This window comes from Pseudarthrobacter polychromogenes, from assembly GCF_014644495.1.
In the GTDB taxonomy this organism is placed as follows: domain Bacteria; phylum Actinomycetota; class Actinomycetes; order Actinomycetales; family Micrococcaceae; genus Arthrobacter; species Arthrobacter polychromogenes.
Genome location: NZ_BMKU01000005.1, coordinates 26,775 through 50,956, shown reverse-complemented (window position 1 = coordinate 50,956; position 24,182 = coordinate 26,775). Strand labels below are relative to the sequence as shown.

General features: G+C 63.1%; 18 protein-coding genes and 2 pseudogenes. 8 read left to right on the top strand and 12 right to left on the bottom strand.

All coding sequences use genetic code 11. The features are described from left to right. The first annotated feature begins 6 nt into the window (after positions 1–6). Together IEX43_RS09560 and IEX43_RS20455 are read left to right on the top strand one after the other, a co-directional pair. Positions 7–2,385 carry a beta-galactosidase gene (locus tag IEX43_RS09560; RefSeq protein WP_229666391.1) on the top strand — a complete coding sequence of 793 codons (2,379 nt, stop codon included), beginning with the start codon at positions 7–9 and terminating at the stop codon, positions 2,383–2,385. Between the two features lie 51 nt (positions 2,386–2,436). Continuing rightward, on the top strand, positions 2,437–3,306 hold the full coding sequence (locus IEX43_RS20455) for a helix-turn-helix transcriptional regulator (protein ID WP_188810517.1): 870 nt from the start codon (positions 2,437–2,439) through the stop codon (positions 3,304–3,306). A 647-nt stretch (positions 3,307–3,953) separates the two neighbouring features. On the opposite strand, the gene IEX43_RS09550 is transcribed toward IEX43_RS20455, so the two are convergent. From IEX43_RS09550 to IEX43_RS09515, 8 genes are all read right to left on the bottom strand, one after another. Next, positions 3,954–4,979: an ATP-dependent 6-phosphofructokinase gene (locus tag IEX43_RS09550; RefSeq protein ID WP_188810515.1), complete on the bottom strand. Its 1,026-nt coding sequence runs from the start codon at positions 4,977–4,979 to the stop codon at positions 3,954–3,956. Positions 4,980–5,073: 94 nt separating this feature from the next. Beyond that, on the bottom strand, positions 5,074–5,325 hold the full coding sequence (locus IEX43_RS09545) for a hypothetical protein (protein WP_043438973.1): 252 nt from the start codon (positions 5,323–5,325) through the stop codon (positions 5,074–5,076). A gap of 20 nt (positions 5,326–5,345) precedes the next feature. Further along, positions 5,346–6,368, bottom strand: coding sequence for a UDP-glucose 4-epimerase GalE (gene galE, locus IEX43_RS09540; RefSeq protein WP_188810513.1), 1,023 nt, complete (start codon positions 6,366–6,368; stop codon positions 5,346–5,348). Then, complete coding sequence (locus IEX43_RS09535) at positions 6,365–7,342, bottom strand: aldose 1-epimerase family protein (protein WP_308422222.1); 978 nt, start codon at positions 7,340–7,342, stop codon at positions 6,365–6,367. Before IEX43_RS09535 ends, galE begins: the two co-directional genes overlap by 4 nt. Continuing rightward, positions 7,339–10,470 (bottom strand): glycoside hydrolase family 2 TIM barrel-domain containing protein, encoded by a 3,132-nt coding sequence (locus IEX43_RS09530; protein WP_188810511.1) that lies wholly within the window; start codon positions 10,468–10,470, stop codon positions 7,339–7,341. The genes IEX43_RS09535 and IEX43_RS09530 overlap by 4 nt, the downstream gene beginning before the upstream one ends. Next, positions 10,467–11,372: a carbohydrate ABC transporter permease gene (locus IEX43_RS09525; protein ID WP_134165682.1), complete on the bottom strand. Its 906-nt coding sequence runs from the start codon at positions 11,370–11,372 to the stop codon at positions 10,467–10,469. The genes IEX43_RS09530 and IEX43_RS09525 overlap by 4 nt, the downstream gene beginning before the upstream one ends. Further along, positions 11,369–12,328 (bottom strand): carbohydrate ABC transporter permease, encoded by a 960-nt coding sequence (locus tag IEX43_RS09520; protein ID WP_188810509.1) that lies wholly within the window; start codon positions 12,326–12,328, stop codon positions 11,369–11,371. The genes IEX43_RS09525 and IEX43_RS09520 overlap by 4 nt, the downstream gene beginning before the upstream one ends. Then, complete coding sequence (locus IEX43_RS09515; RefSeq protein WP_028271803.1) at positions 12,325–13,665, bottom strand: ABC transporter substrate-binding protein; 1,341 nt, start codon at positions 13,663–13,665, stop codon at positions 12,325–12,327. The genes IEX43_RS09520 and IEX43_RS09515 overlap by 4 nt, the downstream gene beginning before the upstream one ends. Before the next feature lie 122 nt (positions 13,666–13,787). Between IEX43_RS09515 and IEX43_RS09510 the strand changes: the two genes are divergently transcribed. Further along, on the top strand, positions 13,788–14,447 hold the full coding sequence (locus tag IEX43_RS09510; protein ID WP_028271802.1) for a TetR/AcrR family transcriptional regulator: 660 nt from the start codon (positions 13,788–13,790) through the stop codon (positions 14,445–14,447). Between the two features lie 884 nt (positions 14,448–15,331). Here the strand turns inward: IEX43_RS09510 and IEX43_RS09505 are convergent. Further along, entirely contained in the window at positions 15,332–15,868 is a 537-nt protein-coding gene (locus IEX43_RS09505; protein WP_202986619.1) for an SDR family oxidoreductase, read from the bottom strand. A 179-nt stretch (positions 15,869–16,047) separates the two neighbouring features. Here IEX43_RS09505 and IEX43_RS20560 point away from each other — a divergent pair. Then, positions 16,048–16,962, top strand: a pseudogene (locus IEX43_RS20560) (type IV secretory system conjugative DNA transfer family protein); the annotation flags it as partial. Between the two features lie 291 nt (positions 16,963–17,253). Next, a pseudogene (locus IEX43_RS09495) lies at positions 17,254–17,689 on the top strand (DUF4913 domain-containing protein). Between the two features lie 90 nt (positions 17,690–17,779). Here the strand turns inward: IEX43_RS09495 and IEX43_RS09490 are convergent. Beyond that, a complete protein-coding gene (locus tag IEX43_RS09490; RefSeq protein ID WP_188810507.1) occupies positions 17,780–18,109 on the bottom strand; it encodes a histone-like nucleoid-structuring protein Lsr2 in 330 nt (109 codons plus the stop codon). Between the two features lie 954 nt (positions 18,110–19,063). Here IEX43_RS09490 and IEX43_RS09485 point away from each other — a divergent pair. From IEX43_RS09485 to IEX43_RS09475, 3 genes are all read left to right on the top strand, one after another. After that, positions 19,064–20,047 carry a putative F420-0 ABC transporter substrate-binding protein gene (locus IEX43_RS09485; RefSeq protein ID WP_194734955.1) on the top strand — a complete coding sequence of 328 codons (984 nt, stop codon included), beginning with the start codon at positions 19,064–19,066 and terminating at the stop codon, positions 20,045–20,047. 149 nt (positions 20,048–20,196) lie between these two features. Continuing rightward, positions 20,197–21,171, top strand: a complete 975-nt coding sequence (locus IEX43_RS09480) for a putative F420-0 ABC transporter permease subunit (RefSeq protein WP_308422220.1) — start codon at positions 20,197–20,199, stop codon at positions 21,169–21,171. A gap of 8 nt (positions 21,172–21,179) precedes the next feature. Then, positions 21,180–21,968, top strand: a complete 789-nt coding sequence (locus IEX43_RS09475) for an ABC transporter ATP-binding protein (protein ID WP_188810505.1) — start codon at positions 21,180–21,182, stop codon at positions 21,966–21,968. A 131-nt stretch (positions 21,969–22,099) separates the two neighbouring features. Here IEX43_RS09475 and cofE read toward each other — a convergent pair whose 3' ends face one another. Together cofE and IEX43_RS09465 are read right to left on the bottom strand one after the other, a co-directional pair. Further along, complete coding sequence (gene cofE, locus IEX43_RS09470; protein WP_188810504.1) at positions 22,100–22,900, bottom strand: coenzyme F420-0:L-glutamate ligase; 801 nt, start codon at positions 22,898–22,900, stop codon at positions 22,100–22,102. Further along, positions 22,897–23,901: a TIGR03557 family F420-dependent LLM class oxidoreductase gene (locus IEX43_RS09465; protein WP_188810501.1), complete on the bottom strand. Its 1,005-nt coding sequence runs from the start codon at positions 23,899–23,901 to the stop codon at positions 22,897–22,899. The genes cofE and IEX43_RS09465 overlap by 4 nt, the downstream gene beginning before the upstream one ends. Positions 23,902–24,182 lie beyond the last annotated feature (281 nt).

The following is a 24,182-nucleotide window of genomic DNA, read 5'->3' as shown; positions in this document are numbered from 1 at the left end:
ATCTCCATGCAGAACGAACAAGGGACCGTTGGGATGCGCAGTGCGGGGATGGGCAGCGATGAAATGTTCAGCGCCGGGATGCTCAGCGCCGCCCACCGGCCGCACGAGCTGGCACTGCAGTCCCCGCCCATGAGTAACACCGAGGACCGCCACAAAAGGTGGCGGCTCACCAGCCAGTACATGGAACACGACGGCGTCCCTGCGGTGCCGGTCTCCGGGGAGCTGCACTACAGCCGGTTGCCCCGGTCCCGCTGGGAAGAGCGGCTGCGGCTGATGAAGGCCGGCGGCATCACCGTGGTGGCGTGCTATATCTTCTGGATCCATCACGAGCCGGCCCAGGGCGAGGCCCGCTTTGACGGCAACCTGGACGTTGGCGCGTTCGTCCGGCTTTGCGCTGACGTTGGCCTGGACGTGGTGCTGCGGCTAGGCCCGTGGTGCCACGGCGAGGTCCGCAACGGTGGCTTCCCGGACTGGGTGCAGGCCGCGCCGGTGGCACACCGGACCAATGACCCCGCCTACCTGGCCATGGTGGAGCGCTGGTTCACCCGCATCGGCAGGGAACTGGACGGCCTCACCGGCCCGGACACCAACGTCATTGGCATCCAGCTGGAAAATGAGCTCTACGACCAGCCCCGGCACATCACGGAGCTCAAGAAACTGGCCAGGGCGGCAGGGCTGGGCGCACCTGTCTGGACGGCAACAGCCTGGGGCGCAGCCGACATCCCGGAGGATGACGTCCTGCCGGTGTTCGGTGGCTACGGGGACGGTTTCTGGGTTGATGCCGACGCCCCGTGGGACCCCACCTTCCGGGAGCATTACTTCTTCAGCCACGAGTGGGATGACGCGGGGATCGGTGCGGACCTGCGTGAACACTTCTCGGGCAGCGGCGCGGCACCGTCCCGTTCCCCGTCCACGCTGTATCCGCCGGCAACGTGCGAACTCACCGGCGGCATGGCAACGGCCTACCAGCGGCGGCCGTGGCCCAGCGGCAAGGATGTTGCCGCGGTAGCCAACAACAAGATCGGCAGCGGCTCCGGGTGGCAGGGCTATTACATGTTCACGGGCGGAACGAATCCGCCGGGCGGAATGCAGGAGTCGCAGGCAACGGGCTACCCCAACGATCTTCCGGTGTTTGACTACGACTTCCACGCGCCCATTGGTGCGGCCGGACGGCTGGCGCCGGGCTTCGCCGAGCTGCGGAAGCAGCACGCGTTCCTGGCGGCCTTCGGTGCCCGGCTCGCCCCGATGCCGTCCACTTTGCCGGACAACCTTCCTGCAAGCATTGATGACAGGGAGACGCTCCGCTGGGCCATGCGCTCGGACGGCCGGTCCGGTTTCCTGTTTATCACCTGGCACCAGCCCCACATCCCGCTGCCGGACTACACAGGGGCCCGGTTTACGCTCCTCCTGGACGGGGAAACGCTCAATTTTCCGCGCAGGGGCCTCACCATTCCTGCGGGAACCATCGCGCGCTGGCCCGTTGATCTGGAAGTGGCAGGTGTCCGCCTGTGCTGGGCGACGGCGTCGGCCTTGACCCTGCTGGATCCGGATGGTGCGCCCACGCTGGTCCTCGCTGCAGAAGAAGGAATAGTGCCGCAGCTGTGCCTGCCGGAAGGAACCGTTGTGGATGGTCCGGTAACAGCGCTGGGCGAGGGCGTGTACTCCATTGACGCAACCCAGCCCGTGACCTTGACGGCGACCTCGGCCGAAGGCTCTGCGGCCATCCTGGTCCTGCCCTCCCACCTGGCTGACCAGGCGTGGGCGTTGGAGACACCGCACGGGCGGCAGCTGGTCCTGTCCGCAGACCCGCTGTGGGTTGGTGCGGACGGCCGCCTGGCCGGCAGGTCGCAGGGAGAATCCGATGTCCGGCGCTACTCCACCGCGGCGGGCCGGTTCGAGGACGTACGGACAAGCGCCGCGACGCCTGAACCCCTTCGCCGGCCGCTGCCTGCCGAGCGGATCCGTGCGGCGAAGACGGTCCCGGCGTCCTTCGGTTCGCTCGCCGGCCGCGCTGCCGCGCCCACCGGCTCTTCCATCGATGACCTGGCAGCCGTCTATGCGGTGGACCTGGGCGCGGCGGTACTGTCCGGGGAGCACACGGAACTGCAGGTTGCCTGGGCCGGGGACGTTTCCCGCCTGGTGGTTGACGGGACTGTGGTGGGGGACAGGTTCTGGGACGGTTCCCCCTGGATCATCGAAACCAACGACGCCGGGATATGCCCGGGCTCGGACGTCCGGCTTCAGATCCTGCCGCTCGCCAAGGATGCGCAGGTTGGACTGCCGGCCGAGGCGCAGCGCCGGCGGGACGCGGTTGCCGGTGACCTGGTTTCCCTGGACAAAGTGGAGCTCCTCCAGTGGACCGGGTGGACGGAGGAGCCCGCTTGAGCTGCCGCCTTGTGCCATAGCATGGACACTTCGTGGCGGAAGGAGTGCGGGGTGGAGCGGGCAACGGGGTTTCCCAACCAGCGCCTGGTGGTTGTTCCCCGGCCCTTGGTCCGGGAGGCGCTGGAGCGTCCCATTACGCGGCGGCTGGTGGTCACCGACGCCGGCGTTTTTCCCGCCGCCGGGGAGCATGGGCGATACCGTCCCCAGGGCGCGGAAGAAACCATCGTCATCCTCTGCGTCGCGGGCGCGGGGTGGGTGGAAACCGGCGGTGCGCGGTACGACGTAGGCAAGGCAACCGCCGTCGTACTTCCCGGCAACACCGGTGAGGCGCATGCCTATGGTGCCTCTGCTGGGGACCCCTGGACCATCTGGTGGTGCCACGTCCGCGGCTCCGATGTTGCCGAACTCGTTGAAGAATCCGGGGTACGTGCCGGCCGGCCCATCATCCCGCTGGTGGCCGTGGACCGGTTGACGGCCATGCTGGACGAGATCATTACTGCCCTGGAGCAGGACCAGTCGCCGGCCCGCCTGGTGGCCACGGCCGGGATGGCCTGGAAGCTGCTGGCCATCCTGGCGGTGGACCGCCGCCTCCCGGAACAGGGAACACCGCTGCAGCAGGCCATGAAGTTCCTCGAGGACCGGGTGGACGGCGCCATCCGCCTGCCGGACCTGGCCAGGGTGGTGGGTGTTTCGCCGTCGCATTTGAGCAAGCTGTTCCGGGAGGCGACGGGCGGGGGAGTGCTGGCCCACCACACGGCGCTGAAGATGGCCCGGGCCAGGCTCCTGCTTGACACAACAGACCTGACGATTGCGGAGGTGGGCCGGGACATCGGGCTGAACGACCAGTTCTATTTCTCGCGCCAGTTCCGCCGCCTGCACGGGGTAAGCCCCAGCGCGTACCGGGCGGACCGGAAGGGCTGAGGCGGTGGGGAGTGGTCTCCGGTGCTGCATTCCGATTCAGGGCCTGGTGTAGCGGACAGGCCGGTCCAGACACGGCGAGATGAGTGTCAGGTTGAGACCTAAGGCCCTCCCGAAGGTATGTCCGGAATGCCTGAAGTGGACTCCAATCTGACGTTTTTGTCGGGTAAGCCTGACGTCAGGTTGGGGTGTGCTCTTCAATGACGAGACGGCCTCGGAGCTACACCATCCGGACGCCATGGGGTGGGAGCCGCTGGTCGTCGAAGCTTGAGTGCGCAGATCTAGTTTCCCCTCGACACGATCGCTGTCAGTTCCAGGTACGGCGGATGTACGTTCCTGGTTGTTGTTCTATGACGCGCCGGCTGTGGGCTCCGTCCTGCATCAACCACAGTAGAGATCCGTCGGCCATGACAGCTTCGACGCGCCCGCGGTCGGTCATGCTGCCGTGAGTGTGGACTTCGACGTCCTGGCCGGTCAGCACAGTCCAGTCGTCAACAGGCTGCCACGGTGCGAAAGAGTGGATGTTTGTTTAGTCTTGATTCGGCGTCGTGCTTGTTTGCATGTCGTCCTCGAGCTTCATGCAGCAGAACGCTGAGCAACTTTGTGACGGGGAGCATAACGTTCGCGAATGATGTTTGTCTTTTGAGCGTCTACCCGAACAAGACGGCGGCTTCGTCGTAGCGCTGCTGCGGGACGGTCTTGAGCTGGCCCAGAGCTTCATGGAAGTTGACGTGTTTAATTTCCGTTCCTTTGAGGGCCACCATGGTGCCCCACTTGCTTTGCATGATCGAGTCGATGGCGGCCATGCCGAGCCGGGTGGCCAGGACCCGGTCGAAGGCGGACGGAACGCCGCCGCGCTGGATGTGGCCGAGGATAGTGGCGCGGGTTTCGATGCCGGTGCGGGCTTCCAGTTCCGGGACGAGCTGGTCGGCGATCCCGCCCAGGCGGGGACGGCCGAAGGTGTCCAGGCCGCGCTCGGAATAGGCCCCGTCCATATGTTCGGGAATGAAGCCTTCTGCGACGACCACCAGGGGTGCGCGGCCACGGTGGTGGGCTTCCTTTACCCACTGGGTGATTTGCTCGATGCTGACTTTTTGTTCCGGGATCAGGATGGCGTGGGCGCCTGCGGCCATGCCGGCGTGCAGCGCGATCCAGCCCACGTGGCGGCCCATCACTTCGGCGATCATGCAGCGGTGGTGGGATTCGCCGGTGGTGCGGAGCCTGTCGATGGCTTCGGTGGCGATCTGCACGGCGGTGTCGAAGCCGAAGGTGTAGTCGGTGGCGTCGAGGTCGTTGTCCACGGTCTTGGGTACGCCCACGATTTTCAGTCCGGCGTCGGTGAGGCGTTTGGCGGCGGCCAGTGTTCCCTCACCGCCGATGGCGATGATCGCGTCGATGCCCAGGCGGTCCATGTGGGCCTTGATGACCTCCGGGCCGCCGCCGTTGTCGAACGGGTTGGTGCGGGACGTGCCAAGGATGGTGCCGCCCTGCTTGGCGATACCGCGGACCATGGTGCGGGGAAGGTCGATGATGTCGCCCTCCACCACGCCGCGCCAGCCGTCGAGGAAACCCACGAATTCGTGGCCGTGGATGGCGATGCCCTTGAGTACGGCGCCGCGGATGACCGCGTTCAGTCCGGGGCAGTCACCACCGCTGGTGAGGATTCCAATTTTCATGCGTGATTCCTAGGTTCAGTTGCCATGTTGGAAAGGGGCCATCAGAAAAGCCCAAGACAGGCATGAGGCTGATTTCGCCTATCGCCTTCGTGTACTACCAGGTTGTTCGTTCGTAGCTCATGCCGTAGGGAACATTTGGGTCAAGGCTTACGATGACCGTTCCAGGAGCCGTCCGGGTTACCAGAATTCCCTGCTTCCGGTACCTCGCACGAGCAGAGAGTTGTTGGACGGCGGCCTCCACGGCGGCCTCCAAGTGGGATCGCGTGTGGACGTGGATGGTGATGGAATCGTGCTGCGTGGGTACATGCTCGTGGAAGTCGGTGCAGGTGGAATTCTCTGTCTGCATTTATCCACTGCTCCTACAGTTCATTCGCGGTGGGATATATAGCCTTGGGGGTTGTTCTTTTGCCAGCGCCAGTGGTCTTTGCACATTTGGTCCACGGTCTTGGTGGTGGACCAGCTGAGGTCGGCCAGCGCGGAGGTGGCGTCGGCCCAGAAGGCAGGGAGGTCTCCGGCGCGGCGGCCGGTGATGTCGTAGGGGATGGGCTTGCCCACGGCCTTCTCAAAGGAGCGCAGGACCTCTAGGACGGAGGAGCCCTTGCCGGAGCCGAGGTTCCAGCGGAACACGCCGGTGGTGTCCGCGATATGGTTCAGGGCCGCTATGTGCCCTTCCGCGAGGTCCACCACGTGGATGTAGTCGCGCAGGCAGGTGCCGTCGGGGGTGTCGTAGTCGCCCCCGAAGACTATGAGCTTGTCGCGGCGGCCCACGGCCACTTGGGCGATGAACGGCACCAGATTGTTGGGGATACCCTGCGGGTCCTCGCCAATCCGTCCGGATGGGTGTGCACCTACCGGGTTGAAATAGCGCAGCAGGGCTATGTGCCAGCGCGGGTCGGCAGCGCCGAGGTCGGAGAGGATGTCCTCGATCTGTTCCTTGGTGCGCCCGTAGGGGTTGTTGGCCCCGATCTCCATCTTTTCCACATAGGGGATGGGGTTGCGTTCGCCGTAGACGGTGGCGGAGGAGCTGAAGACGATGGAGCGGACGTCATGCCTGTCCATGACGCGGATCAGGTTCAGAGTGCCTACAAGGTTGTTGTAGTAGTACTTCAACGGCTCCCGCACAGATTTGCCCACCGCTTTGAGGCCAGCGAAGTGGATGACGGCGTCGATGGCTGCGCCGGCAAAGACCTTGTCGATGGCTGCCTCGTTCACGAGGTCGACGTGGTGGAACTCTGCGGTCTTGCCGCTGAGTTCGGCTACGCGGCGCAGCGATTCCTCGCTGGAGTTGACCAGGTTGTCGATGACGACCACGTCGTGGCCGGCTTCCTGCAGGGAAAGAACGGTGTGGGAACCGATGTAGCCCGTGCCCCCTGTGACCAGGATTTTCATGAGCGGGTGTGGGTTGGGTTGGCTGGTATCGCTTCGATGTTCCAGCTCGCGGTATGACTCTGCCCCGGGAGGAGGACTATGAGGTCTGTCCTGGTGTTGAAGGCATTAGGCGGACAGGTCATTGGTTCTACTGCCAGGCCGGCTCTGCTGGATTCCGCATCTGGGAGGTCGGCTGTGTGTATCTGCACCCAGGGGCAGTCCCGACCCCATGTCATCGAAGTTCCGGACCCGTCCCATGTAGTCAGGCGTGCGGTTGAGTAACCTTCGTTGTCACGTACGAGATCAGTGAAGGCATGGTCGAGTGTTATGGAACCGATGGGGCGGGGGGCAACAAAGTCGTAGTGTCGGTCCTCTGAAACGTCGCTAACTCCTGTAGGTATCAAAAGGTCCGGGGTGACTTGCTGCACTTTTCGTGCGGGCAGCTCGAGAATCCAGTCGTCGACCCGGCCCTCCCCGGCGACCAAGTATGGGTGCCCGGCGGCCCCGTAAGGTGCTGAGCCGGGGCCGGTGTTGGTGGCTGTAACAGTGGTGTGCAGCCCGGAAAAGTCCAGCTGGTAGGACACCTGTACGTCCAGGCGGAAGGGGTAACCGCTCCTCGCTTGAACGACGGTGGACAGAATGGCCGAGGACTCGTCGGATTTAACCGGGCACCAGTCTTCCCAGGCCAATAGGCCATGAAGTGCGTGGCCCCGGCTCGGTTCGTTGATACCGAGCTGGTATTCCACGCCTTCGAATTTATACCGTCCCGCGATAACCCTGTTAGGCCAAGGCACCAATACTGCCCCTCGGTAGGCGGGGCGGACCTGATGTTCCGAAAAGGGGAGAATCAGGTCCCTGCCGTTGTAGCGCAAGGAGCGTAACGATGCACCGACGCTGGCTATTTCGGCGGTGTAGGGGCCGCAGCGCAGCGTGGTCTGCCTACCTGAGATCGGAACGGTATCGGCGCTCATCCTGGACATCACGAGGCTGGTCATTCGGAGGCCGCCAGGCGGAAGGTGAGCGTCCGCGCCTCCGGCGCCAAGGCGGACTCGGGCCAGACATCCGGGCCACACGAGCGAGTGCCGAGCCCGTGCTGGGCCGCGTCGAGGTATAACCATGAACGCGTGGCCGCGGGCAGCTCATGCGGGTGCCGGGCCGCGGCGAGCTCCTGGGCCGTGTACCGGCTCAGGGTGAAGCCCGGCAGGCGGCCCCGCGAGTCCGCGAACGCGTCTACCCGTACCCACGGCTCCGAGCCCCGGAGCAGGTCGAGGGAGCGCATACCTCCGCGGTGACCGGTCTCCTGCGGGCACGCATACGGCACGGCGAGCTGATCGATCCCGGCTGCGTACCGTCCCACAAGCGCGGCTTCGAGGCTGTCAGGGTAGGACTCGTGCGGTCCCAGCCCGAACCATGACGCCGCGTCCACGTCGGCGGGCAGCCCGAACCGCACACCGACACGGGGCCACACACCGTCCCAATCGGAGGATGGCAGAATGTCCACCCGCAGCCACAAACCTTCGGGGTCGAGAATCCATTGCTCCTCGACGGTGACGGTGCGCACCTGGTCCGCCGCGGCGTACCGGGTGCGCACGCGGAGGGCACGGTCATCGAGCACTTCGACTGCCTCAACACGCCCGTGCAGCCGGTCCAGACCGGCCGCGTGCCAACGCGCTGCCGACGAAGGCCCGGGAGCTCCTACACCCGGGATGCCGTCTGCGTCTGGTGCCCAAGGGTCGGTGTCGATGTATCCGCCCCGGGATTCGCCGCGGTCATTGTCCGTGGGCGCCCGGAACAGCTCAAGCCGGGGCCCATCCACAGGGAGGCCAGCGAGTGTAACGAGCCGCCCTTCATCGAAGACTGCCGGCCCGAGCTCCAGGAGCCCGGCGCCTTCTCCCGGCCGCCAATTTCCGCCCGGGAGCCCGGCTGCAAACGGCAGCGGGCGCCTCGCGGGCGACGCGAGGCGGCCCTGCGCTGAGGCGACTTCGTGCCCGGAATGCGCCCACCCGGCATCCTGCTCGAGGACCGCCTCGACGGTCACCCATACCTCTCCAGTGCATCCCTCGGCGGACACCGGAAGGGGGACCGCGGCCGAGGCGCCAGGGGTGAGTGGGCCGCCGTCGAGCCCATCGACGGCGAGCTCACCGGAGGCGACTGGTTCGCCGTCGTCCTCGATCCGCCAGCGAAAGACCATGTCTCCCAGATCCGCGCTGTGTCGCAGGTTGGTCACCCGTATAAAGGGCTTGCCGCCCGGCTCGAGCCCGTCAAAGGCAAGTCTCACGGGCGCCACGACGGTCTTGAACTCATATAGTCCCGGCGAGGGCGTGGAGTCGGAGAGGATGAGGCCGTCGAGCACGAAGTTGCCGTCATGGATTTCCTCGCCGAAGTCGCCGCCGTAGGCGAAGTATTCGGTGCCGTCCGCGGTACGGGCGGCGATACCGTGGTCGCGCCACTCCCAGACGAACCCGCCGTGCAGCCGCGGGTATTTCGCGATGAGGTCCTCGTACAGCGATATGTTCCCGGGCCCGTTGCCCATTGCGTGGACGTACTCGCACAGAATAAACGGCTTGGTCCGCTGCCGCGCCCCCTCGGCAGGGGAGCAGCCCAGCAGCGGTGTGGTGTCGCCGTCGCGGCCGATTGTCTCCACCTCGGGCAGTGTCGCGTACATGCGGGAGTACACGTCGGTGTACGCGCCGGCGTAGTCGTTCTCGTAGTGGACTGGTCTGCCCGCATCCCGTGCATGCACCCACGCGGACATAGCGGCGAGATTCTGTCCTGTGCCGGACTCGTTGCCGAGGGACCACATGACGATCGAGGGACGGTTCTTGTCCCGCTCCACGGTCCGTTCGATCCGGTCAAGGAGCGCCTCGCGCCACATCGGCTCGTCGCTCGGGTTCCGGGCCCAGCCGTGCCGCTCGAACCCGTGCGTTTCGAGGTCGCACTCGAGGATTACCCAGAAGCCCATCTCGTCCGCGAGCTCGAGCAGTCGCGGGTGGGGCGGGTAGTGGCTGGTACGGATTGCGTTGACGTTGGAGCGCTTCATGAGCGCGAGGTCCTCGCGGGCGAAGTCCTCGTCGAAGACGCGGCCGAGCGTGGGGTGGGTCTCGTGGCGATTGACACCGTGGAACACCACTTTGCGTCCGTTGACCAGAAATTGGTCTCCCACGATTTCTACGGTGCGGAAGCCGATCCGCAGTGACACCGTCTCGGCCTTGCTGGCCACGGTCGCATCGTAGAGCCGCGGGGTTTCGGCGGTCCAGGGCTCGACGGCAGAAACAGGTACCGGTGCAACATCACCGGGATTGGCCCACTCGACGTCGATGCCGAGCTCGGGTACGCGGAGGCGAACAGGGTACGACGATGCCGGCGCTTTCACTTCCGGTTCCAGGGTCCCCGCCCCGTCGTTGTAGCCGGTCCGGAGCCAGACGTCCTCGATGCCGCCGGCCGGGCGGGACAAGAGGGTCACGGAGCGGAAAATTCCCGGCAGCCACCACTGGTCTTGGTCTTCGAGGTAGCTCGAAGCGGACCATTGATGGACGCGGACTGCGATGGTGTTGGTACCGGTGCTGACAGCGTCGGTGACGTCGAACTCCTGGGCGAGGCGACTTCCGGCGCCCCATCCGATCTCTGTGCCGTTGACCCATACCTTGTACCGGGATTCGACGCCGTCAAAGCGCAGGACGACGCGGCTCTCGCCGCCTGTGTCGTCGGCCTTCCAGCCGTCGGGCAGCTCGAACGTACGGCGATAGTCCCCGGTGGGGTTTTCGTCGGGGACGAACGGCGGGTCGATTGGGAACGGGAACTGCACGTTCGTGTAGATCGGGCGGCCGTACGATCCGTCGCCCTGGAGCACCCAGTGGGAGGGTACGGTCAGCGACGCCCACGAAGAGTCGTCGTACTCCGCAGCGGCCATCGCCTCCGCGGCCTCCCCCGGGGACAGCACCCCACGCCCGCCGGGTGTTCCGGGGACTCCCTTGAGGAGTCGGAATCGCCATTGCCCGTCGAGGGACAGGGACGGGGCGTCGGTGCGAAGCCAGGAACGGGCCGGTACTCGCCGTCCTTCTCCCGGGCCCGGGTCGGTGACGTAGGCGGTGGAGGCTGTGGCCTCCGCTGGACGGGGGCTCATTTGACGGCTCCTTCTGTGAGGCCTCCACGCCAGAAGCGCTGAAGGACGATCATGGCGATGGCGAGCGGGATGACAGACAGCAGTACGCCGCCGGTGGTCAGCTGGTAGAACTCCGGTAGCCGGTCGGCTTGGCTGAGCCAGTTGTTCAGACCTACCGTGATGGGGAACAGATTCGAGTCGGAGAGCATCACCAGCGGCAGGAAGTAGTTGTTCCAGATGCCCACGAGCTGGAACAAGAACACCGTCACCAGGGCGGGAGTGAGAACCCGCAGCCCCACGGAGTGGAAGATGCGAAGTTCGCCCGCGCCGTCGATTCGCGCAGCCTCCAACAGCGCCGGATCCACTGTTGCCTGCGCATAAACCCGACACAGAAACAGGCCAAACGGCGAGACGAGTGAGGGCAACAGGACGCTCCAGTACGTGTTGGCGATGCCGAGCTGGCTGAAGAACAGAAACAGGGGCAGGGCCGTGGCGGTGCCGGGGACGAGGACGCCTCCGAGGACGAGCCCGAAGATGAGACTGTTGCCCCGGAAGTTGTACTTGGCCAAGGCGTAGCCGCCAGCAGCGGCGAAGTACGTCGCGGCCAATGCGCCAACCCCTGCATACAGAATTGAGTTGAGGAACCAGCGCACAAAGACGCCGTCCCCGTAGGAGAGGACGTTCGCCAGGTTGTCCCACAGGACGAAATTAGGCGCGAACAAGAAACCGTTGGTCGCGAACAGGTCTCCGCTGGTCTTGGTCGCAGCGACCACCACCCAATAAACGGGGACCAGGAAGTAGAGCGCGGCTACGACAAGCAGCCCCGTGACAAGAATCGTTGTGGAGCCCGGGCGTCGGCGCCGGGTCACAGGGGGCTCCCCGGCGACGCTCTGGGGCCGGCTAAGGGTGGGAGTGGCAGTCATGAGGACTTCCTGTTCGTGAACCGGAGGAAGGTGAAGGAGAGGATGAAGGCCGCGAGGGCAATGAGCACGGCCTGGGCTGCGGCAACGTTGTAGTCGTTGTATGCAAAGGCAGTGGTGTAGGCGGAGAGGTTCGGGGTGTATTGGCTGTCGACGGCCGGAGCCACAGTCTGAAGGACTTGCGCCTCGGCGAACAGTTGAAGCGTGCCGATGATCGAGAACACCGTAGTGAGCACGAGGGCGGGCCGGATAAGCGGCAGCTGAATGGTCCACGCGACACGGAAGGGCCCGGCACCGTCCACGCGCGCAGCTTCATATATCTCGCCGGGGATCGACTTAAGCTGGGCTATGACGATGAGCATGTTGTAGCCCGTGTAGCTCCACGTAACGATGTTGGCGATGGACCACAGCACGGTGTCCGGGCCGAGGAAGTTCACGGTGAGGCCTACGGACGTGGCAGCGTCCACGAGCGGGCTAAGACCTGGGACGTAGAGAAAAGACCAGAGAATGGTCGCGATGACACCCGGCACGCCATACGGCATGAAGTAGGCCGCGCGGAAGAACCCGGGCCACTTAGCCGAGGCCGACTCCAGCAGGAGCGCAAGGACTGTACATAGGGCGATCATGACAGGAACCTGGACCACGCCGAAGAGCAGCACGCGGCCGATTGAGGCGAGGAAGCTACCGTCCCCGAGGGCGCGGGCATAGTTCTCGAACCCCGCAAACCCGGAGTGGACGCCCGTCTCGCCGAAGAGGCCACTGCGGGTCACTTTCGTAAAGCTCGAACCGACAGCAGCGATGATCGGGAAGATGAACGTGAGGGCAAAGAGCGCCAGGAAGGGCGCGAGCAGTATCCAAGGTGCACGGGTGACGACGCGGCGCTGCTGCCTTGCCCGTCCGTGCCCCTCCCGCTGGAGTGCTGACGGATGTGCTTGTGCGGTATCTGCCGTGGCGCTCATGCCTGCTCCTTCCTAATCGTCAGACCTTTGTTCCTGAAGGCGGTCATGATCTGCTGCTCGGCGGCTGCTACGGTGTCGACCAGGCTCGTGCCCGATGCCTTACGGCGGAACCCGTCGCCCAGGATGTTGAAAGACTGCGTGGTGACGGGCCACCAAGACCAGTCCATGTTCTGCGACTTACTCGCCGGCACGATCACGTCCTGGTTGTAGTTCTGCCCCCCGAAAAAGTCGGAGGGCCTCTCGCGCTTTGCACCGATGATGCCCGGCACGGGCGACCATCCGATGCCACTGTTGGCGATCTCGGCGTCGATGCCGGCCTGCGTGGACGTCATCCAGACAGCGAACTCGAGGGCCTCGCGGGGGTGCTTGCTGTTAGCCAGGACCGCCGCGGTGGAGCCGCCGAGGTAGCTTGAGCCATACCCTCTGGGGTCCCAAATGGGCATGGGCGCCACGCGCCACTTGCCCGCTCCGCCGCTGACGCTCTGCACAAGGGCATCGGCCCAGCTGCCGCTCGTGAGCGACGCGAGCTCCCCCTTCGCAGCCGCCGCGTACCAGCCGGGGGTGAAGGGTCCATAGGCGGTGGTGACGATGCCGTCGTCGATTGCCCGGTCAAAGAAACGCGCGACGTTCAGCGTTGAGTCGTCGGTCATGTTGATGACCCATCCGTCCTCGGCTGGGCGCAGCCAGGAAGCGCCAGCCTGTGCGGCGAAAGAGACGAAGTAGGAGGTGTCCGCGAGAGAAAAGCAGTCGATGTAGGCGTTGGCACCGCGGAGTTCCTTCCCAACGGCTGCCCACTCCTCCCAAGTCACCGGTGCCGCCGCGCCTACCTTGGCCAGGACGTCGGGGCGGTAGAACGTGGCCATCGGCCCCGAGTCCTGGGGGATGCCGTAGACGCCCCCGGAGAAGCTCACCTGGCTCCAAAGTGCGGGGTCATAAAGGTGTGCGTATTCACGGGCACCGTAGCGCGAGAGATCCACGAGCCCGTTGACGAGCATGAACTCAGGAACGGTACGCATTTCAACCTGCGCTAGGTCAGGGCCGCCGCCCGCCGCTAGCGCGGCGTAAAGCTTGGAGTACCCACCACGGTTGCCGCTGGGGATCCAGACCGTCTCAACCTGGACATTGGGGTGGCTCGCGTTCCAGATATCGGCGACCTTCTGAACATTCTTGAGCCAAGACCAGTACGTGAGTGTCACCTTCTCACCGGTACTGGCCGCAGGAATGGCAGGTGCGGCATTGACGGAAACAGTGCCCGGAGTGGCGCATCCGGTGAGAAGGGCAAAGGCGGAGGCGCCGAGTCCACCGCAAAGGAGTTGTCGTCGTGTCAGAGATGGCATGAGTCCCACTTCGTTATGGTCAGCGCCGCGGACACGGCGCCGGGGCCGTGCGGCCCGACGTGACAAGGCTAACACAAAAGCTGAGTGGATGCTCAGTTTTTAATGAAACTAGACTGGATTCCATGACTAAGAAGGCGAACGCACGCTCAGGCCCGCGCGGCCCCTACGCCAAGACCGCTGAGCGCCAACGGCAAATTCTTGAAGCCGCCGTAGAGGTCTTCGGGTCACGGGGCTACAACGGCGGCAGCATCCAGGACGTCGCGGACCGGGCAGGGATCAACCAGACCACGCTCCTCCACCATTTCCCCACCAAGGCTCAGCTGCTCGTGGCGGTGCTCGAGTACCGCGACCGGATCTCCACGAGCACCCCGGGCACACGGGAGCGGTTTGCCGAAACCATCGTGCGGCAGGCGAAACACAATGAGCGGATTCCCCACCTCGTAGAGCTCTACTCCGTCCTCTCCGGAGAAGCCACGACTGAGGACCACCCGGCCCGTAACTACTTCGTCCAACGCTTCGCCCGGCTTCGGAAGGAATACAGTGGGGAGCTGCGGTACCTCGCGAGCATTGGCCGGCTTCGGCCGGGCGTCGACCCAGATGTCGCGGGCCCTACCATCGTGGCTCTATGGGAAGGAATTCAAACCGAGTGGCTCCTCAATCCTGACACCGTGGACGTGCCCGGCATCCTCAAGGGCTACCTCGACCTGATCCTTGTGCCGGAAGAAAATGCAGGGTGGTCATCTGGTACCGAGACCCCCGTGGAAGCGCTGAATACACTTTGAAGACGATGCTTCACTAATCGGTTCCCGATAGAGGCGGCCGCCGTTCCCCGCCACGGGGCCACGGCAACGCCGAGAATGGATATTCGGTCAAGTAGCTATCGGGTAATGCCACGAAGCAGGAGCCGTGTGAGGGTTCCCGCACGCCTTGCCCGTAAAAGTTTCTCTGAGGTCGCCTCGCCCTAGAGCAGCGTTGGACAGGGTGACGGGGAGCGCGGGCAAGTTGCGGCGCCGGTCTGGCGTCAGAATAGCGCGAAATTCCGCATTGTTGACGGTGGCTCATGATGTTCTCAGATCCCACCCTGACAGTTGGAGGGGCAGGAAACCGAGCTGCGGTAGCCCGAGAACTATCAAAATAGTCCGAAGAATCAGGTCTTGATGGAAGTCGCTTAGCGAAGGGGCGGGTGATGTCACCTCCTGCGGTTCGTCAGGTGTCTGAGAACCAGGCCGGAGCTCCACCTACGGGGCAAGTCTTCCCACGTCAGGCGCCCCGACGTCAGGTTGGGGTGTACCGCAACTAGGCAAACGAAGAGAATTGCCAGCGGTAGTCTGCGAAAATCGCACCGCCAACAGATGTCCGAGTGCTCTGCCGTCATCTCCGCGGGCGGCCAGCGACCTATGAGCCCTTCCCGAGGTATCTGTCGCCAGCAGGAGAGTTAAGCGCGGTCGGCAGCAGCTCGGAGGTAGGCGACGACGGACTCGGGTTCCGAAGCCAAAGGAAGATTTTGTTGGTCCCGGACTCCGTGGTTCCCGCCGCTGGGATCCCGGTCCAGGCCCGCGAACAGGGGTTCGAGGGAGGGTTGCTCGGGGCCGTGTTCGGCGACGAGTTCGAACATGGTGCCGGCAGTGCCGTCAGAAGTCAGACTGTCGATGAGGACCGGGGCTATTTAGTGGCGGGCGATGACCCCGTCGGAGGAGTTGCCGGCGTGGCGGGTGTCGCCCTGAAGCAGGGTGATCTGCAGTTGGTTCTTGTCGTTGTAATCGAACCAGCCCGGCCGCACGATCGCGTAGGGGTTCCCGCTGGCGCGTACGAGGCGTTCGTTGCGGCGTTTCCAGTCGTAATAGTCGGCCCGGGCTGTGACCCCAATCGCGGTCATCAATGCGATGCGGGCACGTCGACCGTCCAGCGCGGTGAGGATGTTGCGCACGCCTGAGTAGTCGACGGCTTCAAGGTCACTGCTGCCGTAGGGTGCGCCGTGTGTGAAAATCATGGCGTCTACACCGTCTACCGCGGCGGTGAGTGTTTCGGGGCGGGTGAGATCACCGACGATAACCTGTGCACGGTCATCGAGGGTGCGGGCCCGCCGCTCGTTGCGCACCAGGGCCCTGGCTGTGTGGCCCTGTCGGAGGGCTTCGGTGATGGCGAGGCGTCCGACGCTGCCGGTGGCTCCTACGAAGACGATGGTGAGTGGTTCTTTGCTCATGATGAGTTCCTGTTCTGGTGCCGGCGGCAACCGCCCGGTGCGTTGGGCGGCACCGCCGGCGCCGAGTCTCCGTGCTACGGTCCTTTGCCTGTCAGGCTTCGGGTCCTGGATGGCCGGCATAACCGCCCCGCCTGCCCACCCCATCGACCTGGTCGCCGGGCTCATCAAGGGCAAGGTGCGTGGACGGCACCCGCGGCGTTCGCGAGAACGTGGCCCCGGTGTGGGTCTTCGATCCGCAGAAGATCGCCCAAGAGGAGCCGGACTGGTGGTGGAACCCCCTGTCCTATGTCACCGACGAAGAAAAGGCCTACAAACTCACCCAGCACTTCTCGGTCGGTTCCCGGGTCCCGGGCTCCAAGCCGGACGCCTACTTCGATCCCAAGGCCGAAGACATCCTCTCCTCGTACTTCCTCGCGGCCGCCCTGGGCGATTTGCCGATCACGCAGGTCTACCTGTGGGTGACCGAGCAGGTCAGCCAGGAACCCATCGAAATCCTCCGGGAGCATGACTACGAACTGCAGTACAAGGGCCTGGAGTCCACACTGAAGCTGGCTGACAAACAGCGCGACGGCATCTTCGGCACCGCCGAGAAGATGATTCAGTGCCTCAAGAGCCGGAACACGCTCCGCTGGGTCGCCCCGACCGGCGGCGCAAACGTCGCCAGTGACACCCGCCGGCAGTTCAACCCCCACGCCTTCGCCACCTCCCAAGAGACCATCTACATCCTCTCCAAGGAAGGCGCCGGCTCAGCCGCCCCGCTCACCACCGCACTGACCGTGGCCATCGCCGAGGCGATGGAAGAACGCACCGAGCGCAGCGGCGGCCGCCTGCCCAAGCCCGCACTGTTCGCCCTCGACGAGCTGGCAAACGTGGTCCGCTGGGCCGGCCTGCCGGACCAATTCAGCCACTACGGCTCCAAAGGCCTGATCGTCATGGGCATCCTGCAGTCCTGGTCCCAGGGCGTCGAACTCTGGGGCGAAGCCAACATGCGGAAAATCTGGTCAGCCGCGAACGTCAAAGTCTACGGCGGCGGCGTCGCCGAAGAAGGCTTCCTCCGCGCACTGTCGGACCTGATCGGGGACTACAGCTACATCAACATTTCCGTCTCATCAGGAAAGTCGGGTCCAGCCGCTCCCGGCAGGAAGCCAAGGAACGCATCTTCGACGTCTCCAACCTGGCCGAACTGGACCGCGGCCGCGCGGTCGTCTTGGCTTCGGGAGCGCCGGCCACCCTGGTCCGGACCATGCCCTGGTACACAGGACCACACAAGGATGCTGTGGAAGCTTCCATCAAGACATACAGCCCCCGGCCCGAGGGAGAGGCGGTGCCGGTGGCGGCCGCACCTGTCGCTAATCCCTGGGTCACGAAGTAAGGAAGCTGCTGCCATGACAGACGATTTTGGGTTGTTCGATACGGACACTCCGCCGGCCAGTGCCGGCGGAAGCGAAGACGAGAGAGCCGAGAAGGCCCCGGAGCTCGTCTACGGCTCGGCCGAAGAATTCCTGCACGAGCAGCTCCTGCCCACCTATGTCCGCAGCGTCACCGGGAAGTCCGCAAAGTGGTGCATTGAGTGGTACTTCCACCCCGAGGCCGTATCGCGTGTTGCTGCCCTGGGGCGTTCGTGGGAGCACCTTCGCCTCGATCCTGCCACCGGCATGAGCGTCTGGTGGCGCGACCACGCAGACCACCACATGAAAGTCCTCCTGGACCCACACGGCCCGTTCCACAACTGCGACATGAAAGAACACCGAGACCCCGAACACCTCGAACCGAAAGGCACCAGAAGGCTGGTTCCCAGACGTGCGGGCTATTCCTGCATAATGGTTTGCTGCGGGACAATGTATTTCCACGAATAAAAATCCGGGCCGGAATCAGTAATGGATTCCGGCCCGGATTTGGTTTTTGCTGGCGCTAGTGAGCGGCTTCGTACTTCTCGACTACTTCCGCTTGGATACGACCGCGAGTATTTACGGAGATGCCGTTCTCAGCCGCCCACATCCGTACCGCTCTGGCGTCCGGGCTGCCGTGTGAGGACTTAGCTCGAGCAGCCGGTCGGCCTCGTCCGCCGGACATTTTGCGGCCAGCGTTGGTAAAGCGTTCCAGGGCTTCACGTAGTTCGCTTGCGTGCCCCTCGTTGAGATCAATTTCGTATTCACTGCCGTCGAGAGCGAAAGAAATAGTCTCCTTAGCTTCCGAGCCGTCAATATCATCTTCCAGCAGCACGACTGTCTTTTTTGCCATGAATCAAGGCTATCAGTTTGTTGAACAACCCGACACTTCTTCCAACAGCGCCGTATGAGTAGCAGGACTATCAAGAGGAGACTTTAGTCCTCAAATTGTTGGGAATGAGGAAAAGCGGGCACACGTCGTAACGGCACGCGCTACGGCTGCTGAGGGGAGCTCCTTAATGGTCCCCGATTCCAGCCGTGGATAACCCGGTTGACCCCAACTTTGGACTGCTCAGCCTCTGCGGTGGATAACCCATCAGGATTGTCCCGAGCTGTGGGCAGCGGAACTGATTGCTCAGACAGTCTCTGGGCAAATGCGCAATAGGCTGTTTCGCAGTGTCTTGGGGTCACATCACAGTGGTGCTGAACAAGGCCGAACCGGCGGAGCAGCGAGATGGTACGCGTCAGCGGTCGTGGATGCACCTGCTGGAGAACGACAAGTCGATGCGGCGCCTGACGCGGTTAGGCCGTGCCGGTCCTGAGTTGCCAGGACTGCCTGAAGGCGCCGGGAAGTTCAGTCCTCATGGTGGGAGACACGGGCGCTCAGCGGCAGGGGAGTCTGCTTGTCGGTTTGGGTGTCCAAGCGGAGTTCGTTTGCGGCAGGGTGGCGGAAGTTCAGCATCTTGCGGTCCAGCGCCAACGAGCTCGCCCATCTTTCTGCTTCAATTCTATGGCACGGCTCTGGCACGGGCAGCTGTGGTTTGGCGACACTGTCAGGGCTAGTTCCGCCCGAATAGACGGCGCCAGAGGGAGTGCTGAGCTGTGGAATACGCATCCGTAGTAAGACAGCAGTGCCTGGGCAGTGTGCCCCTGCGCCATTCGGGGGATTCCAGATTTTCATGGTTAGACTTGGGTAAATGGCCTCCCACGCATATCTGCGGGGAGTGTGCGCCCTGATTTAGGCGATTGTCACCGGTTGCACCGGATTTCTGACCAAAAACTTTTGCTGATTTTGTATTGGGGACGAATGAACAGGGCCAATTCGAGACATTACATTCTTGCCGTTTTGGGGGGTGTTGGTCTTACGCTGGCGGGTTGTTCTGCCGCCCCTACGGCCAACGTCCCGGGCAGTTCCACCTATCCAATCGTGATTGACAACTGCGGAACCCAGGTAGAAATTTCGGCGCCGCCTCAACGGGTGGTGACGATCAAATCGTCGGCCACGGAGACGTTGCTTGCGCTTGGTCTCGAAAAGAAAATTGTTGGGAGCGCGTTTGCGGACGGCCCGTTGCCGGACAAGTGGCAGAATGCGGTGCCTGTCATCTCTAAGGCCTTGCCGGCCCAGGAGCCTACCCTTGCCTACTCGCCGGACTTCATTTTTGGTGGCTGGGAGTCTAATTTCTCATCAGAAGGCGTGGGCGAACGGGCGGCCCTGGAAAAGCTGGGCATTTCAACCTATGTTGCACCGGCGGCGTGCCTGACAGCGGGCTACCAACCAAACCCGTTGACCTTCGAGAACGTGTTCGCCGGCATCACTGAAGTCGGACGAATCTTCAACGTTGACGCCGCTGCCGAGCTATTGGTAACCCAGGAGCGAGAGAAACTGGCGGCAATCGTGCCGAGCGATGGTGCGCATTCAACACTATGGTTCAGTTCCGGGTCGGACACCCCGTACGTTGGGGGTGGGATCGGTGCGCCTCAGATGATGATGGAAGCTGCTGGCCTGGTCAACGTGATGGCAGACGTAAAGGAATCGTGGTCATCGGCGTCTTGGGAGGTAATAGCGGAACGCAACCCGGACACAATCGTCCTGGTCGACTCCAGTTGGGGGAGTACCGCGAAGAAGATGTCTGTGCTTGAGTCCCATCCGGTGATGTCGAAGCTGGAGGCTGTGAAAAACAAGCGCTATATTGTCGTCCCCTTCGCTGCATCTGAAGCCGGGGTGAGGAATGTAGAAACGGTGCAGTCGGTGGTCGACCAACTCGCCGCGCTGTACGGAACTGCACCGTGAGGTCCCCGGAGTCTCGAACCGACGTACTGACCAACTCTGGTCCCGTCCCAGCCGGACACTCCTCCTCCCGCGCGGCAGATTCAAAGCGGCACGAACCGGCCGTCGCTTATAGGACGTCGAGGTGGCCGCGGCTGGTACCGGCGCTGTCGGTGCTGACGCTGTTGTTGTCGGTGGTGGCCGCCGCCGCTGTCGGACCTACGTATGTCTCGCCCGTGGAGGTCGCGGCTTCGGCTATCGAACGTATGGCAGCCGGCACTCCGGATCCCGACAGGCAGGTGCAGACTGCGATCATATGGGAACTGCGGCTGCCGAGGATTATCACTGCGGCCGTTGTGGGAGCTGGGCTCGCCATCGGTGGCGTCGTCATGCAGGCACTAACCAGAAACCCGCTGGCCGATCCGTATCTCCTTGGAGTAAGTTCGGGCGCCTCATTGGCCGCGGTGTCCGTCCTCTTGCTCGGAGCGGCACTTTTGCTGCCGTTGGCTGCCTTCCTGGGAGCGCTGGCAGCAATGGCCCTTGCATTGGGTCTCGCTTCTTCTTTTGGCCGCCTCACACCGACCCGGACCGTACTTGCCGGGCTTGCAGTGTCTTCGTTGGCTTCTTCACTCACGTCCTTCGTCATCTTTTGGTCCGCCCAGGGCGATTCTTACCGGGAGGTCCTGAGCTGGCTTATGGGCTCCTTGTCCGGATCGACCTGGTCCTCGGTAGGGATTGCGGTCATCGGTTTCCTGCTTGCAGGGGCGCCAGTTTTGTTCACGGGCAGACTGCTGGACGGGTTTGCCTTTGGGGATTCGGCAGCGTCCTCGCTGGGGCTGAATCCTACGCGAATCCGCTGGTCAATGATGGGCTTCGTGGCTCTCCTAACCGGCTGCATGGTCGCCGTCAGCGGGGCACTGGGATTTGTAGGGCTGGTGATACCCCACGTCGTGCGCCTCCTGACCGGAGCCGGACACCGCGCCGTTCTTCCGCTTAGCGCCTGTACAGGTGCAATTTTCTTGATCTGGGCGGACACGGCGGCACGGACGGTGTTTTCTCCCCGGGAAATACCAGTGGGCATTGTTACTGCGTTAATAGGTGCGCCGGTCTTCGCTCTTCTTATCCGGCGTCAAAAGAAGATGCTGTGAAGGCTGGGATGCAGCACCAAACCTCGTTCGGAACCCTAGCCGGAGCGCGCCTAAGCTATACCGTTTCGGGTGCTCGTTTGGTCAAGGGTATCGATTGCGTCATTGAACCTGGTGTTCCTACCGCACTTCTGGGTCCAAACGGGGCGGGCAAATCCACGCTCCTTCATCTTCTGGCCGGGGTTCTGCATCCGTCAACAGGCTCCGTGCAGTTGGACGGAGAAGACTTATCGTCTCTGCCCTCCCGTACTCGCGCACAGCGCGTAGCTTTGGTTGAGCAGACAGTTAACAGCGGGCAGCCTCTCATGGCCTTCGACGTGGTCTTGCTCGGCAGGACACCCTTCCAGGGCCTTTTTGCTTCCGCGTCCGCGGATGACTTCTCGATCGCATCGGCTGCGCTGGAGACGGTGGGCATGGGTGCTTTCGCAGGAAGGCTCTATGAAACGTTATCGGGGGGAGAGCAGCAAAGAATTCAATTGGCCCGTGCATTGGCGCAACAACCCCGCGTGCTTCTCCTGGACGAGCCGACGAATCATCTGGACGTCGGGGCCCAGCTGGGCACCATGCGCCTTCTTCGGTCGCTGGGGTCAGATGGCTTCACCGTCGTAGCTGCCCTGCACGATCTCAACCTCGCAGCTGAGTTCTGCGACCACGCGATTCTTCTTGATGACGGTGCAGTCGTTGCGGCAGGTCCAACGGAGGAAGTTCTTGTCCCCGCCACGATCCGTAAGGTCTTCGGCATTGACGCCGCCGTGCTGGAAAACCCGCTATCCGGGCGGCCCCTGATTGTCTTTCGCTAGTCCTGGCCCCCACGGGGCCTGGCCGCCACCTCCAACAGAACTATGGGGCTGATCAAGCTGCGAAGGTTGGCCGAAGCCCGCAGTATCAACTGTCGTTCAGGCAGGACGCCTGAACGACAGGAGGACGTCCGCTACCCCGGGGCCGAAGCCCGTCTGCCTGCGGAGTATCCGGCCTCGTACGCTTCATCGCTGCCCATCCGGAACATGTCCTCAGCGGACGACCGGAGCAGGCGCGCAGCGCCGGAATCTGATGGGTGACGTGATCCGGCACCGAAGTCCTTTGCACTGAGTACGAACTTTTGCAGGCCCCTCAGGACGACCACCGGACATTGGCTGACCTTACCTTTCACCAGATCGGCGGCTGCGGCTATCTCGTCCGCAACGGCGGTTATGCTCGCTTCCATCGGCCGGCCATGGGCGTCAGGGGTACCGCGCAAGTCGTCTAGTACATGAAAGCCGGCTGCTCCGATTGCGGTGTCGGTATGGCCTACGCGCCACGGGCGGCCAAGTGTGTCGGTGATCAGGACTCCAAGGTTGACGCCGAACTGGTTCCGGAGGGCGGTGCAGATGGCTTGGGCCGATGCGTCCGGGTCAGACGGCAGAAGCAACACGGTTCCCGGTGCACAGTTCGAACTGTCGACCCCCGCTGCGGCGCCAACAATTCCTAGACGGTTCTCGACGATTTTAGTTACCCCTGCAGCGTGCCTTTTTTGTGCCACGACCCTGACTGTTTCAGCCTCGACGGCCTGTTCCCGCTGGCTTGCCGGCGCCGTTCTTCCCTCGGCCTTTGACACGATCTTGGAGGAGACGGCAATGATGTCGCCATCACGGAGGCCATGGCCACACTTCTCGGCGATGATTGTTACCAGATCGTCTCCATGCCCGATTTCTCCTATTCCGGGCACCATGTAGACCTCCAGGGCCAGCCTCATCGGGTCAGACCTGGCAGTACGTCAACAGAAAAAGCATCAATCCATTCCCTTTGGTTGCGCCCAACATTATGGAGATAAACACGATCAAATCCGAGGTTGAGATAACTTTGTATATGCGCTTTGTGTTCGTCCAGATCGGGGGAGATAAGTACCCTTCCGTCAAAGTCTTCCGGCCGAACCATTTTGGCAATTTGGGCTATCTCAAAGGGCGACCTAATATCTGCTTTGGGGAACTTCATTCCTCCGTTTGGCCATTCCACCAAGGCGTTCGCGAGTGCTTCTTCATGGGTTGGCGCCCAGCTTATATGCAGCTGAAGGACCTTTAGAAGTGAGCCGGGATCCCTGTCCGAATCGCGGGCGCCAGTTTCAAACTTGTCTATTAATCCGGCGACTTTTTCGAGTGGCGCTCCCACTGTGATTAATCCGTCGGCAACCCGTCCAGCGCGTTTTGCGGTGACCGGTCCCGCTGTGGCAATCAGAATTTCCGGCGGCACCTCAGGCATTGTCCAAAGCCGGGTACTTTCCAACTTGTAAAACTGCCCTTCGTGCCTGACGTCCCTGCCGGCGAGTGATGACATAAATAGCTTACGGATAATGTCTACTGCTTCGAACAATCGATTGATTCGCTCAGGTGCTTCAGGCCAATATGTGCCCGTGATGTGCTCGTTAAGGGCCTCCCCGGAACCCAGGCCGAGCCAATGTCTCGTGGGATACATCGCTGCCATGGTCGCAGAGGCCTGGGCCACCATGGCAGGATGCCAACGGAATGTCGGAGTTGTGACCCCCGGTCCAAAATCTCCCTTGGTCCGCTCGCCCAGTGCCGCAAGGACGTTCCACACGAAGGCGGAGTGCCCTTGAGCCGGCACCCACGGCTGGAAGTGGTCCGCGGCCATCACGCCGGAAAATCCGCGAAGTTCGGCGTACTCCGCCAAATCCAGTGCCTCTGTTGGATGAAACTGCTCAAGCATTGCAGCGTAACCGATTGTCGGCGTGTCACTCATGGCCTCATAGTTTCATGCCGCGTCTCCTCCCAACGACTTCTTGCCGGCAGGTCTTCTTCCGGGCCGGCATGCTGATTCGGGAAGGCCACGAAAGTTTGGTCGCCGGGCAGTCCGCAGCAGTCACGGGATGTAGATCTGCGCCTGACCGGCCCGAACAGTTGCTCTCTCATAGGAACCCTTACGATTTTCTATTCCGGCAAGTATTGACTTGCAGCAAATGCAAGTTATAAGTTTCCATCATGGAAAACAGTAGAAACCACCAACCGCCCACCCCTGACGCC

Bases quoted from the DNA above. Each gene is read 5' to 3' on its own strand.
- IEX43_RS09510 (WP_028271802.1), top strand. From the start codon at position 13,788: ATGACTAAGAAGGCGAACGCACGCTCAGGCCCGCGCGGCCCCTACGCC.
- IEX43_RS09545 (WP_043438973.1), bottom strand. From the start codon at position 5,325: ATGCAGACAGAGAATTCCACCTGCACCGACTTCCACGAGCATGTACCC.
- IEX43_RS09505 (WP_202986619.1), bottom strand. From the start codon at position 15,868: ATGAGCAAAGAACCACTCACCATCGTCTTCGTAGGAGCCACCGGCAGC.
- IEX43_RS09465 (WP_188810501.1), bottom strand. From the start codon at position 23,901: ATGAGTGACACGCCGACAATCGGTTACGCTGCAATGCTTGAGCAGTTT.
- IEX43_RS09535 (WP_308422222.1), bottom strand. From the start codon at position 7,342: ATGACCAGCCTCGTGATGTCCAGGATGAGCGCCGATACCGTTCCGATC.
- IEX43_RS09525 (WP_134165682.1), bottom strand. From the start codon at position 11,372: ATGACTGCCACTCCCACCCTTAGCCGGCCCCAGAGCGTCGCCGGGGAG.
- IEX43_RS09490 (WP_188810507.1), bottom strand. From the start codon at position 18,109: ATGGCAAAAAAGACAGTCGTGCTGCTGGAAGATGATATTGACGGCTCG.
- galE (WP_188810513.1), bottom strand. From the start codon at position 6,368: ATGAAAATCCTGGTCACAGGGGGCACGGGCTACATCGGTTCCCACACC.
- IEX43_RS09520 (WP_188810509.1), bottom strand. From the start codon at position 12,328: ATGAGCGCCACGGCAGATACCGCACAAGCACATCCGTCAGCACTCCAG.
- IEX43_RS09485 (WP_194734955.1), top strand. From the start codon at position 19,064: ATGAACAGGGCCAATTCGAGACATTACATTCTTGCCGTTTTGGGGGGT.
- IEX43_RS09550 (WP_188810515.1), bottom strand. From the start codon at position 4,979: ATGAAAATTGGAATCCTCACCAGCGGTGGTGACTGCCCCGGACTGAAC.
- IEX43_RS09475 (WP_188810505.1), top strand. From the start codon at position 21,180: ATGCAGCACCAAACCTCGTTCGGAACCCTAGCCGGAGCGCGCCTAAGC.
- IEX43_RS09560 (WP_229666391.1), top strand. From the start codon at position 7: ATGCAGAACGAACAAGGGACCGTTGGGATGCGCAGTGCGGGGATGGGC.
- cofE (WP_188810504.1), bottom strand. From the start codon at position 22,900: ATGAGGCTGGCCCTGGAGGTCTACATGGTGCCCGGAATAGGAGAAATC.
- IEX43_RS09530 (WP_188810511.1), bottom strand. From the start codon at position 10,470: ATGAGCCCCCGTCCAGCGGAGGCCACAGCCTCCACCGCCTACGTCACC.
- IEX43_RS09515 (WP_028271803.1), bottom strand. From the start codon at position 13,665: ATGCCATCTCTGACACGACGACAACTCCTTTGCGGTGGACTCGGCGCC.